At 52.3% G+C, this 12,527-nt stretch carries 11 protein-coding genes; 2 read left to right on the top strand and 9 right to left on the bottom strand.

Annotated elements, in window-relative coordinates; translation table 11 throughout:
- The 3 genes from DFP95_RS07295 to pxpB form a co-directional block, all read right to left on the bottom strand.
- Positions 1-2,121, bottom strand: a complete 2,121-nt coding sequence (locus DFP95_RS07295) for a putative bifunctional diguanylate cyclase/phosphodiesterase (protein ID WP_115991945.1) — start codon at positions 2,119-2,121, stop codon at positions 1-3.
- 127 nt (positions 2,122-2,248) lie between these two features.
- Entirely contained in the window at positions 2,249-2,962 is a 714-nt protein-coding gene (locus DFP95_RS07290; RefSeq protein WP_115991944.1) for a LamB/YcsF family protein, read from the bottom strand.
- Between the two features lie 11 nt (positions 2,963-2,973).
- On the bottom strand, positions 2,974-4,782 hold the full coding sequence (gene pxpB / locus DFP95_RS07285; protein ID WP_115991943.1) for a 5-oxoprolinase subunit PxpB: 1,809 nt from the start codon (positions 4,780-4,782) through the stop codon (positions 2,974-2,976).
- A gap of 62 nt (positions 4,783-4,844) precedes the next feature.
- Here pxpB and DFP95_RS07280 point away from each other — a divergent pair, with 62 nt between their 5' ends.
- Positions 4,845-5,171: a hypothetical protein gene (locus DFP95_RS07280; RefSeq protein WP_115991942.1), complete on the top strand. Its 327-nt coding sequence runs from the start codon at positions 4,845-4,847 to the stop codon at positions 5,169-5,171.
- Between the two features lie 63 nt (positions 5,172-5,234).
- Positions 5,235-7,694, top strand: coding sequence for an MMPL family transporter (locus DFP95_RS07275; protein WP_115991941.1), 2,460 nt, complete (start codon positions 5,235-5,237; stop codon positions 7,692-7,694).
- A 27-nt stretch (positions 7,695-7,721) separates the two neighbouring features.
- On the opposite strand, the gene DFP95_RS07270 is transcribed toward DFP95_RS07275, so the two are convergent.
- The 6 genes from DFP95_RS07270 to DFP95_RS07245 form a co-directional block, all read right to left on the bottom strand.
- Entirely contained in the window at positions 7,722-8,357 is a 636-nt protein-coding gene (locus DFP95_RS07270; RefSeq protein ID WP_115991940.1) for a hypothetical protein, read from the bottom strand.
- 164 nt (positions 8,358-8,521) lie between these two features.
- Positions 8,522-9,490: an aldolase catalytic domain-containing protein gene (locus tag DFP95_RS07265; RefSeq protein ID WP_115991939.1), complete on the bottom strand. Its 969-nt coding sequence runs from the start codon at positions 9,488-9,490 to the stop codon at positions 8,522-8,524.
- A gap of 152 nt (positions 9,491-9,642) precedes the next feature.
- Positions 9,643-9,918, bottom strand: coding sequence for a HesB/YadR/YfhF family protein (locus DFP95_RS07260; RefSeq protein WP_115992274.1), 276 nt, complete (start codon positions 9,916-9,918; stop codon positions 9,643-9,645).
- A 117-nt stretch (positions 9,919-10,035) separates the two neighbouring features.
- A complete protein-coding gene (locus tag DFP95_RS07255) occupies positions 10,036-11,013 on the bottom strand; it encodes an aldo/keto reductase (RefSeq protein ID WP_115991938.1) in 978 nt (325 codons plus the stop codon).
- Positions 11,014-11,169: 156 nt separating this feature from the next.
- Complete coding sequence (locus DFP95_RS07250) at positions 11,170-11,538, bottom strand: hypothetical protein (RefSeq protein WP_115991937.1); 369 nt, start codon at positions 11,536-11,538, stop codon at positions 11,170-11,172.
- 187 nt (positions 11,539-11,725) lie between these two features.
- Positions 11,726-12,505, bottom strand: a complete 780-nt coding sequence (locus tag DFP95_RS07245) for a sporulation protein (RefSeq protein ID WP_115991936.1) — start codon at positions 12,503-12,505, stop codon at positions 11,726-11,728.
- Positions 12,506-12,527 lie beyond the last annotated feature (22 nt).

Here is a 12,527-nt window from a genome sequence, read left to right as displayed (position 1 = left end):
CTAAGACGCCTCGTTTGACCCTCTGTTGCTTTTATCCCTGTCGAACAAAGCCAGGAATCGGTCCGGCGATACAGGCCGCGAGAAGAAATATCCCTGCGCCTCCTGACACTTCAACTCCTTCAGAAAAGCGACTTGTCCGGCGCTCTCCACGCCCTCGGCGGTCACCGTTAAGTTCAAATTTCGCGCCATGGCCGATATTCCGGATACGATGGCCGCATCGTTGCGGTCGGTTAGAACGTCATTTACGAACGAGCGGTCTATCTTCAGCTTGTCGATCGGGAATCTCTTCAAGTAATACAAGGAGCTGTATCCGGTACCGAAGTCGTCGATGCTAATTCGAACTCCAAGCCCCTTTAACCGCCCCAACATTTCCGTCGCGTAGGCTACGTCGGCCATTATGCTTTCCGTAATCTCGAGCTCCAGCCATTGCGGCGCTAATCCGGTTTCCTCCAACACCTTCGCGATCCGTTCGCATAGATCATGCTGACGGAATTGGCGAATCGAGAGGTTCACCGATAATACGATAGGCGCATAACCGCTATTCTGCCATTCTTTCATCTGCCTGCAAGCATTCCATAACACCCATTCTCCCAGCGGCAAAATAAATCCGTTCTCCTCGCAGAGGGGGATGAATTCGGATGGCGGAATTTCCCCGCGTTGCGGATGGCTCCATCTCAACAACGCTTCCGCTCCGACGAGATGCTCTTGCTCCAATTCGATCAGAGGCTGATAAGCGAGATGGAACTGACCGAGCTCCAATGCGATTCGCAAATCATTTTCGAGCAATAGCTTTTCCTTCGCTTTGTAGTTCATCTGCGCTTCGTATCTCTTCCAGCCGTTTCGCGTTTCTTTGGCGCTATACATCGCGGTATCCGCGTTCTTAAGCAATTTATCGAACGAATCTCCGTCATCCGGATAAAGCGCCATTCCTACGCTGCTCGTAAGGTGGAACGACGACGGCCCGACTTTAATCGGCTGACAAAAAGCTTCCACCAACAATTGTGCCGCGCGTTCCGCGTCTTCGTCATCTTGTACGCAGTTAAGGAGTACCGTGAACTCGTCGCCGCCAAGCCGAAATACATTTTCCGGTTTGTCCGCGAAACCGGTCAGACGCTCGGCTATCGCAACGAGCAATTGATCGCCGAATGCATGACCCATCGAATCGTTGATCGTCTTGAAGCGGTCTACGTCCAACCACAGTAACGCGAATCGGGTGCCTTCCAGCTGCGACCGCCCCAATTCGTCCCGAACCCTGTCCGCGAATAGGCGCCGATTCGGCAGACCCGTAAGCTCGTCGTGATACGCCAAGAAGTTAATGCGGGCTTCCGTCTTCTTATGCCGCTTGTAGGGTTCCTCGATGAGCAAAAAGTAAATGCCTTTCAACAGGAAATAGTACCCGGTCAACTTGAACGCGTCCGCATACAGGCTTTCCATCGTGCCTATGCCCGAGCCTAACGACTCTTCGACTCTCGCGCACAGCAACCACACCAACGCCTGCACGATCGTAAGCATCGATTCCGGTCTTTCCATCCGGTTCCTGTACAAAATGACGAGTATCGCAGCCACGTACAGGAGCATCGTGACTGCCGCTTGGACGGGGGCGATCGCGTCCAGAACGGCCAGATTCCAATCGCTTGCTCGGAATACTAGTCTCGACACGATGCTAACCGCGACGACGACGGGAATAATCGCGTACAGTCGCGTTCGGGGCTTAACGATAGGGTTTCTCAAGGAAAATACGATGAGAATGCCTAAAGCTCCGACCGTCTGGGAAATCCAGCTCAACGCCATGCTTGGAGCATTTCCGATATCCGCGTCGTACATGGGCATTCCGGGCGAGCTAACCGCATGCAGAAGATCCAGCAACCCTATTCCCGTAAACAATGCCGCCATAACCAATCGTTGTCTGCATAAGGTAGGCACGAATATGATCCAGCCTAATATGAGCAACGCGATGCATACCGAAAATGATAATGACTCTATGATCATATGGGCCGCAGCCCGGTTCATGGACTCGAATAATGATTCTAAAGCTCGTTGTCCCCATTGTAAGCAGCTGAAAACCGCAGCGGCTGCGATAACCATCCACATCGTTTTCAGCTCGGCGCGATTAATCGACATCCTAATGCCTCCGACAAAATACCTATTCTAGGTAGAAAGACTCTATTATCCTCTCTATATTTTCCACATGTTCGTTCCATTTCCTGCCGGATGGAAATAAATAAGGCTGCAATTCGACAAAATTCGGCTAAATTCTTCCCGGAGATTGAATGCGGACACCGGAAGCTTCCAACGTGCGCGAGATGAGCTCGGAGTGCTCCGCAGCCTGCGGTGTGTCCCCATGCAGGCATAACGTCCGGACCCGCGCGTCCTCGACGAGACGGAGGGCTTGACGTACGATCGTCCCCGTATCCTCGAATACGGCTCCGGGCTGATTCCTTGGAACTAAACTGCCGTCGGAGAGGTACGCCCTGTCCGCGAAGCCCTCTGCAATAAATTCGAGTCTCTTAACAGAAGCCGCGACATGCAACTCGCTGCCTGCCAGACCGTAAATCATCAGATCCGGGCCGAGATGATGAATCGCATCCGCGATCGATGCGGCCATCTGCCGGTCGTTGGAAGCCATATGGTATAACGCTCCGTGCAGCTTGACATGCCGAAGACGACCTCCCGCGGCGATTACGAACGCTTGGACGGCACCTACTTGATACAGTATATAATCTCGGGCCTCCTGCGGAGTAATCGCCATCTCTCTTCGGCCGAATCCCGGACGATCCGGCAATCCCGGATGCGCGCCGATCGCCACGCCGCGATTCAAACAGCTTTCTACCGTTTTCCTTATCGTATGCGCATCTCCTGCATGAAATCCGCATGCTATATTAGCCGATGAGACGTATGCCAGAATCCGTTCATCGGACTCGTACCCTTCGCCCAGATCGGCGTTCAGGTCTATGAGCTTCATCCTTGGACCTCCTATGTCGTCATTCGGGAATATGCCATTATCCCCGCTTTTAACGTTGCGAGATCGCCCTCGCGCGCACGTAAAGCTTCATGCGCTGTCCGACCGTCGACGAGTTCGAACGCTAACCAATCTCCGGGCACAGCCTGCGCCAATAACGGTAGATCTACGCTAACGACATTAGCGATTTTCGGATACCCGCCCGTAGGTTGACAGCCCGCTGCCAGAATGATCGGTTGCCCGTCCGGCGGAACTTGTATCGTTCCACGCGTAACGCCGTGCGATTGAAGCTCTCCGACGTCGGTTCGGGTCAAAGCCTCACCCCTTAGGCGCATCCCCATTCGATCCGATGACACCTCCATGCGGTAGAGCTCTCCCGTTAACGATTTATGAGATTCCGGAGCGAACTTATCCCATTCCGCCCCCGCGAGAATCCGAAGTGTAATCAAACGCGGCCGGCGGGGCTGACTCCGGGATAAATAAGCATTTTCTGCATCCCAGTCCGCGACGCTCCAATGAACGGAGCTCCACAGCTTTCCGCTTTCCTTTGCCCTACCGCTCAAGTAAGCTAGGAGCGGTCTAATGGTTCGAGAAGCAGGCAATGCTCCGAGCTTATCTCCTTTCAACAACGCTCTGCCGAATGTTCCGCCTATTTGGGCTCTCGTATCGGTGCTGCGGCTACCCAACCAAAAAGGAACGTCTATCCCCCCCGCAACGGCGAGGTAAGCGCGACAGCCGGATACGGCGGTTCCGAAATTCAACTTCGCTCCCCGTCTTAAGAATACGGGCCTGTTCATAGGTATTCCCGCTTCGTCGACCGTGGCCGACAAATCCGCTCCGCAAATCGCGACCAGAATATCCTCTTCAATTGAATAACTTCCTCCGACCATAGTCATCTCCAGAACGGCGGCATTCTCGTCGTTACCGACGAGGAGGTTAGCCTTCCGCATCGATAACTCGTCCATTACGCCGCTTGCGGATACTCCGAACGCTTGCCAACCTACTCGTCCGAGATCCTGAACGGTCGTGAGCAAGCCCGGCTTCAATACTTGAATCGCGGGATCGGAGGATAAGCTGCCGTTGGTGATATTATCGAAAGTCTTGAAATCTTCGTCATCGCTATTCGTTTCGGATGTAGACTTACCCGGTACGGAAACGAATCTTACGATATCTCCTTGCGACAATAGAAACGGCTCCGCGTCTTGCGGCCGGAACAGCGAGACTTCCGTTCTGCCGATAATTTGCCACCCGCCGGGGGAATCGATCGGATATACTCCCGTCTGATTGCCGGCTATTCCTACCGAGCCCTCGCGCACTTTCAAGCGGGGAGTTGCATGCCGAGGCTGGTTTAATAACTCGTTCATGCCGCTTAAATAAGGAAAACCGGGCGCAAATCCCATTGCGTTCACGAAATAAGCCCGCTCCGAATGCAATCGGACGAATTCCCGTTCCGTTATGCCGCTGCGGCTAGCGGAATCCGCTAAGTCGGGGCCGTGTCGATCGCCGTAAATAACGGGAATTTCCACCTCTCGCGGCGGAGGGAGCTTCTGTAACTGTATATGGCCAAGCCTGCCCATTATGGAAACGGAAGCCTGCTCGGGAGTGATGTCGGCATGGCGTCGCAAATAAAAAGTTATGGTTCCGTATGCTGCTATACTCTCCTGAAGCCAGGGGATAGCCCATCGATCGATCGCCCGAGCGATCGCCGCAAGTTCGGCCGCCGAAACGGATTTTCCCCACCGGAGCGTAAAAGCTCGGTCGCCAAGCAGACTGACGGTAATCGCCGAATCGTACATCGAGACGTCTCCTTTCACAACTTCCATTTGCAACCTTTTCGAATAAAACAGTACAATTATATTATCGGCAAGGGAGGAATGGTTCAGAAGTGGAAACGTACGAACTGGCGGAACTAACTATCACGCAAGGCGATCAATCTTGGAACCTCGCTTTCACTCGGGCGAAATTAATGATCGTCTCGGAATTCGGCACGCGCCTTTGGTATATTGATATCGATGGCATGAAGGATGAAAGCCTGCTTAGAAGCTTCGCCGAATCGGAAGAAATCGGCATCTATGCAACCATGACGACGATCGGTGGACGGCGTATGGAAGGGAACGGTTTCTTTCACCCCAACCCGCAGCATCTTGCCGCCGCCATCCGAGGAGACGGGCAATTAGAGGGCTATGTTCAGCATCAAGGCCTTACTCCATAGCTATCCTCTACCTTGTAACAGCAAGACCTATCGGTAACAGCGGAGCGGAGGCGGAGGATCGTCGTGGATCATTACATGAATGGGGTGTCCAGATTTCGCTGGCTCATCGTGGCCTTATGGCTGGCGACGGCTTCCTTCTCTTTGTTCGCCTTGCCGGATCTTCAGTCGATCGTAAGAAAGACGGAACAAAAATTTCTTCCCTCCGACGCGGAATCCGTGCAGGCGACCCAGCTCATGCAACGGATCAATCCTTCGGTTCGCGCTCTGTCCAATGCCGTCATCGTCGTCTCTCGGGAGAAGGGTTTGCGAGACGCTGACCTTCGTTGGATTGAACAGCTGTTAGAGTTGCTAGAATCCAAGAAAACGGAACTACATATCTCGAGCGTATTATCCGCGCAATCGCACCCCGAGCTGGCCGAACGATTGACGAGCGAAGACGGTACGACCAGACTCGCCGTCGTAAGCATGCCCGAAGCCGACTTCGAAGACGCCACCAAGGTTACTTTGAACGAACTTAAGGGATTGCTTAAGAGCGTGCCGCAGGGAGTCTCGGCCGTTTTAACGGGCAGCGCCCCCTTATCCCAAGATTTTCAACAGACTTCGGAAACCGGCTTGCGGCGCACCGAGCTGTTAACGATCGGACTTGTGATCCTCATATTGCTGTTCGTCTTCCGTTCGCCGATCACCCCGATCATCCCTCTCTTCACGATTGGAACGAGCTTCGTCATCTCTAGAGGATTGATCGGAATGTCGGCCGGATTCGGCGTTCCCGTCTCGCATTTTACGGAATCGTTTCTAATCGCCGTGCTCTTCGGAGCCGGAACCGACTATTGCATTCTTATCGTCCAGAGATACCGCGAGGAGCTCCGCACAGGTACGGACGGAAATCGGCTTGCCGCGATGACCCGAATGATGAAAGGCGTCACCCCAACCATCGTCTTCTCGGCTAGCACCGTTTTTGCGGCTTTTCTCCTCATCGGATTCGCCGATTTCGGTTTATACCGTTCCGCCGTCGGGGTCGCCATCGGCATGCTCGTAACGGTTTTAGCAGCTTTGACGCTCGCTCCCGCAATGCTTCTCGTCTTCGGCAAGGCATGCTTTTGGCCGCTCCGGCAATCGAATTCATCGGAGCGCGAGAGTCCGAAGCTTTGGGCAAGGCTCGCTTCACTCACATCAAGAAGGTCCGCTATCATTTTATTGTCGACATTCATTATACTGGCTCCACTGACCTTGTTATTCCAGGGGAAACGTTCGTTCGACGATATTTCCGAAATTAATCCCGAGCTTGGATCCGTCGTCGGATTCCGTCTAGTAGAGAGAACGTTCAGTCCCGGCGAAGTATTTCCCGTCACGATGGTCGTGACCTCCACGGCCTCCATGAGGACGACGTCGGGACTAGCCGCGCTTGAGCAGGCGAGCTCCGACCTGACGAGAGTGGATAACGTCGGCGAGGTCAGAAGCGCGGTGCGACCGCTCGGGCGCAAACCGGAACAATTGACGATACCCGGGCAGCTTCGCAAACCGAACGTCGAAGACCTTATCGAGTCGATGATCAAGGATCAGCGCTTGATGATCGAGGGCTTGCAAACATTGGCGTCAAGCGCCGCGCCGCTAAGTCAAGGCTTGATCGGTATCGTCCCGGCTATCCGACAGTTGGAGAACGGTTTTAGCAAGCTTATCGCCTCGCAGCTGGGAGGCATTGGACGCGTTACCGGCTCGAACGAGAACGCGGGGAGAGGTCCGGGTTCGATCGATTCCGTCTCGGGGGCTAACGAGCAGGCTTTGGACTATTACATTTCGCCGGATGGCTTAACGACGAAAATCGAAGTGATTCTGGAATCGAATCCTTACTCCGATTCGTCCATAAATTCCATACCCGTTATTTCCGAGCGATTGAGGGACAGCTTGGCCTCGACGGCGATTGCAGATCCTAGCGTGTTCGTTACGGGCGTTTCCGCGAAATATTACGAGCTTCGGGGGATCTCCTATCGCGATTTCGTTTATACCGGCTTGCTTGTACTGGCCGGAATAACCCTTGTGCTCATGCTATTATTGCGTTCCGTAATTGCTCCGTTATACGTGTTGCTTTCGCTCGGGTTTAATTATTGGATAACGATGGGGATTTTGGAGTTCGCGTTCGTCAAGGTGTTGGGATATCCCGGGCTTTCGTGGACGGTGTCTTTCTTTATTTTCCTTATCATCGTCGCGCTTGGCGTCGATTACGCCATCTTCTTGATGGCCCGGTTCAAGGAAGAATATCGGCCGGGAGGCGTCGTTGAAGCCATGTCGACCGCGATGAGAAAAACGGGAGGCGTCATCGGATCCGCCGCTCTTATCATGGCCGGAGCTTTCGGAGCGCTTGGATTCTCGGGTATGGATACGCTCGTTCAGATCGGAATTGGCACATTAATCGGGTTGCTTCTATACGCCGTATTGTTCATTGCGCTCGTCGTGCCTTCCTTCGCGTTCTTGTTAGGAGAATCGAACTGGTGGCCCTTTCGTAAACAGGCCGACAAGAAGTAAAACAAGAACCTGGAGGACAAGGATCGGCTACTCCTTGCGATTCCAAGCAATTCTGCCTTCCAAGAAGCGCATGAACGCCTCGAGTTCAAGCTGCTGAAGCATTTCCAATAGACTGCGCGCGTCATCTTCTCCGATATGATTTTCCAGGATGGCAACCGCGCTAACGAATAAATACGGATTCCAGCTTCCTTGCGAAGCGATCTTGTCCAAGGCTTCCTTCAAAGGCCCTCTCGGAATGGTCGACTCCCGGAGAAAACCGGCTGCTCTCGCTTGCAAGCCATGGTAAGCGGGATGATTGCCGGCAAGACGGAACCAATATCCCGCATTGTCGTAGTCGCCTTCGCGCCGATGGATAATTCCGTGCAAAGCCGCGCCAGTAGGCGTATTCAGTTGCTCCACAAGATCGTGGGCCGCGGCAAGGCTATCGTTCCACAAATGAAGCGCGGCTTTCCAAGCTCTAGCCGACGCAGCTCCGTCGGGATGCCCGTCGGCCAGAAGCGATTCCGGTATCGCGGCGATTTCTTCGTCCAAGCCGGGATGCCAAGCCTGAGCCGGAACGAGCGGCGGCAACCGTTTGCGATTCTCCAGCCTGAAGATTAATCTTTCTTGGCGATCTGCTGACTCGATGCGGGTTACATGTTCGGCATGCAAAGCTTTCTCCATCCTAATGCCCCCTCAATTCTTACCATCTTTTGTAAAAACAATAGCCTAAAGAACGAACTTTGTCGAGTGGGAAATCATTTTATGTCAGACGGCGTAACGAACGACAAAAAGAGCTAACCTCGATAAGTTGAGGTTAGCTCTTTGCCGCTTATGCTATTTACGGCTTATTTCCCGTGAAATACTTCTGGTGTCGTCATTTTATCGTAGAAATCGGTGAATTGATCGCGCTTCTCGGAAGCGCGCCATGCCATGGCCGAACGCGGATGTTCGTCCAATGTGCCCGTCACCATATCAGGGATCAAATAACCCCATTCTTCCTTCTCGCGCAGCTTGAGCATATGCTTCTCGATCATTCCCAGCACCGGACGAAGACTGTATTCCGGGCGGGTAAGCTTAGCCAGAAGCAGTTCAGTAGGCGTGTTGCCTGCCGCTCTTCCCATTCCGTAGACGGACGCGTCCAACAATTCGACGCCGAGTTGCGCCGCGGTCAACGTATTCGCGAACGCAAGCTGGAGATTGTTGTGCGTATGAACTCCAAGACGCTTGTTCTTCAAAGTGCGTTGGAACTTCTCTACCAAGAAGCGCATATCATCGGGATCCAAGCTGCCGAAAGAATCCACGATATAGACAACGTCGATCGGGCTCTCGTTGATCATTGCCAATGCTTCGTTTAGCTCGTTGTCCATGACGCCGGACAGTGCCATGATATTGATCGTCGTCTCGTAGCCGCGCTCGTGGAACAAGGTCGCCAGCTCGATCGCCTTAGCTGTATCGCGGGCATAACAGGCGACTCGGATTAAATCGAGCATCGAGTCGCTGCGCATCAGCACGTCCGCCTCATCCACCCGACCGACGTCGACTAGAGCGGATAGCTTCGTGTGTTTCTTTTCTTTAATGACCGTGCGCAGAAAATCGTCGTCCAAAAATCTCCATGGTCCTTCGGTTCCTTCGCTTTTCAAAAGCTTAGGGGAGTTCTTGTAGCCGATTTCCATGTACTCCACGCCCGCGGCATTTAAGGATTCGTATAGATCCTGCACGAACTCCACGCTGAAATCCCAATTGTTGACGAGTCCGCCGTCGCGGATCGTGCAATCCACGATTTTGCAGTGATTCGTCTTGCTATGTACCGTCATATCCGTTAAATCTCCTTTTCTATGCTGCAATAGCTTCGTTTTTCTTGAAACATAATGATTATTAGTTTACATCAAACCCATCCTCTTTGCTACCTCAAACCTGACTCTTCTCCTTATGTAAAAGCAATCGCGGCTATAATCGCATCGGCGGGTCAAGCGAAATGAAACACGATTTCTTCGCCTTGAGCATCGATCTTCAAGCTTTTCCCGTCCAGAAACCAAACGTCCTTGCTCTCCATGTAGAAGGTAAGCGAGTCCGCGACCGTCGTAACCGCGGCGTCATGCGGCGTATCTCTCGTCAAGCCGAAGGCAAACGGGACTTCTCCCCCGCTAACGTAACGAACGAACACGCGAATCGTCTCTCCGTCGCCTATTCCCCATTCTTCTTTGAAGCAGGACAGCGCGGAAGGCGTAACGATCAATTCCACGTCCAACACCTCAACTTTCCATTTTGGGTACCTTTACATTTTACATCCAATCGAGAAATAAAGAAACGAGCCTCCGCAAGATCGGAAGACTCGTTTCTAGCTAGCTATAACGCCGAATCAAGGCATCGGACGTCCACGCGACGTAATGTAGAGATGGTACCATTCTTCGCGCGTCAATGAAATTTTGCCCGCTTCGCCGCATGCGATGATTCTTTCCGGATTAACCGTACCGATGACCGGTTGAATATTAGAAGGATGGCGGAGCAGGAAAGCTAGCACGATCGCTTCTAGTGTCGTATCCTTCTCCTCGGCCAGCTTGGCAACCAAAGCAGCCGTCGCTTGAATTTCCTTGGATTCTCCCGATATGTCCTTGCCGCTGAACAGCCCATGAGCCAGGGGACTCCACGCCTGCAGTTGCACGTTGTTCAACCTGGAATATTCGATCGTTCCTTCCGGGAACGAGGACAGCTTGCCCGCCTCTTGGTTAACGTGGACAACCGAATCCAACCAATCCAGTTTAAGCAAGCTTAGCTCCAGCTGATTAGCGACTAACGGCTCGTCCAGATACGTTTGAAGTAGGTTCATCTGAGCATGGCTCATGTTAGAAACGCCGAATTTGCCTACTTTGCCGGAAGATTTAAGCTTCTCGAACGCTTCCGCTACCACTTCCGGTTCCGCAAGTGGATCGGGGCGGTGCAGCAATAAAATATCCAGCTTATCTACGCCGAGCCTGGAAAGAATATCGTCAACGCTAGTAATAATATGCTCCTTGGAGAAGTCGAACCGAGTCCGCGGATAATCTTCCGTTCCAAATCGGATTCCGCATTTGGATTGCAGGATGATAGAATCCCTAAGCTCGGGGCGTTCCTTAAGAACCTGCCCGAATATCTTCTCCGCTTTTCCATTGGCATAAATGTTCGCATGATCGAACATATTGATTCCTACGGACAATGCAGCGTCTACCGCTTCATGAGCTTGCTTAAGATGCTCGGCCGTCAGCGGAGCTTCGTCCCAGCTGCCGCCAAGACGCATACAGCCCAAGACGAGCTGGCTCGACTCGAATCCGTGCTTATTCAATGGTATGTTAACCGCCATGTAATTTGCCTCCCAATCGATTGAAATCGTTTCTCCTATATTATAGCCAAGCGTCGGCAAGCGCAAAAGAAGTATACTTTAGCGTACTAAGTAACTATGAAGTACAAAAAAACCGCGTGGTCTACGAAAGACCAGCGGTTTCTTCGACATTATCCCTTAGACCTTATATCTTAGGCGATTCGTATAAGATGGCCCGGGAACAAGCTTCTTTTGATTTGAACGTTCGGCTTTGGTTAACGATTGCAATTTAAGGGACAGCTCTTCGAACCATTGATCGTCCTTCGTCGCCAAAGCGATATCGATCAAGCTTTGAATCGCCTCGGCATCATCCCAAGCGTAAATCGGCAGCTTTCTCACCCATTGTTCGCGGACTTGAATGGATTTGCCGATCGACTCGTCGTTATCCGACTTGACTACGAATACGTTGGCCATTCTTTGTTCTTCGTCCAACGTATCGACGAATCCGTGAACCAATTCCCCGTTTCGCGTTTTCGCATGTACCCAATCGCTGATTTCAAATTTCATCTTCTACACCACCCGTTCGAATTTTGATAATCGCACAACTGTAACTATTTTCATTACACTTGAGTTAAAAAAATCGACGATTAGAGCTACTCCTCTAGGTATCGTCTATTTTTACAAACTCTATACTGTAATAATACTCGTTACAGTTGGTATTGTCAAGTTGTCGATTTAACGGCAAACCAGTCGTTTAAGAATATTTCGCGACGACGGAATCGATTATGCCCGCAACTTTATGGGCACCGGCATTCAAATCATTCGCGGTCAACGAAATCCTTACGAATTTCTCGTCCGCGTCCAAGGCTTCGGCGAACATCCCCATCATTCCCGATGCCTTACGATCGATTTGCAACAGCAGATCCGCTCCGTCTGGCCGGACATCTAGAAAGATGAGCTCAAGCTCGTCTAATCTGCCGCGATATCGCCCACCCGTCGGAACCCATTCGAATTCCTGAACGAACGGTAACGATTGGCGCATACGCGGAGCATACAACGTCTCGGCGTCGCGCAGCCCGAAACCTAGATTTTCGATCGCCTGCAGTACCGTTCGCTGATGCGCGGTCGGAGATATTTGAATGCGATCTTCATCCGAGGGATCAACCGCGGATTGAATGTCGACCTCCGTTTTGATCCAGACGGGGGTACGTCCCATCGTAAGCGGCGTATTCCATGGAAGCACGAACGAGAACGGTATTTCCTTCAGCTCCTGAACGGCGATCAACTGCGGCTGCGAAACCCGGATGCTCGAAATTTGCGCATTTTGGTGAATCTTGGAATCATTCATCTCCCGGAGATAAGTGGTCATTACGGATAAGCGGATACCGTCCACTTGCTGCTCGACCGATCCGCCCTGAATACGGACGACTCCGCGAATTTCTTCCCCGGGAAAATAAGATGATTTCTCAAGTACGGTGTCCACTTTCGCCGATCCGATTCCGATACTTGCTAGAACTCGACCGAAAAATGACATGTAACTAATCCCAACCCTTCGC

It is taken from the genome of Cohnella lupini, assembly GCF_003386205.1.
Classification (GTDB): domain Bacteria; phylum Bacillota; class Bacilli; order Paenibacillales; family Paenibacillaceae; genus Cohnella; species Cohnella lupini.
Note: the sequence above shows the minus strand (reverse complement) of the source record. Positions and strands in the feature narration are given on the sequence as shown.

Bases quoted from the DNA above. Each gene is read 5' to 3' on its own strand.
- DFP95_RS07295 (WP_115991945.1), bottom strand. From the start codon at position 2,121: ATGTCGATTAATCGCGCCGAGCTGAAAACGATGTGGATGGTTATCGCA.
- DFP95_RS07290 (WP_115991944.1), bottom strand. From the start codon at position 2,962: ATGAAGCTCATAGACCTGAACGCCGATCTGGGCGAAGGGTACGAGTCC.
- pxpB (WP_115991943.1), bottom strand. From the start codon at position 4,782: ATGGAAGTTGTGAAAGGAGACGTCTCGATGTACGATTCGGCGATTACC.
- DFP95_RS07270 (WP_115991940.1), bottom strand. From the start codon at position 8,357: ATGGAGAAAGCTTTGCATGCCGAACATGTAACCCGCATCGAGTCAGCA.
- DFP95_RS07265 (WP_115991939.1), bottom strand. From the start codon at position 9,490: ATGACGGTACATAGCAAGACGAATCACTGCAAAATCGTGGATTGCACG.
- DFP95_RS07255 (WP_115991938.1), bottom strand. From the start codon at position 11,013: ATGGCGGTTAACATACCATTGAATAAGCACGGATTCGAGTCGAGCCAG.
- DFP95_RS07250 (WP_115991937.1), bottom strand. From the start codon at position 11,538: ATGAAATTTGAAATCAGCGATTGGGTACATGCGAAAACGCGAAACGGG.
- DFP95_RS07245 (WP_115991936.1), bottom strand. From the start codon at position 12,505: ATGTCATTTTTCGGTCGAGTTCTAGCAAGTATCGGAATCGGATCGGCG.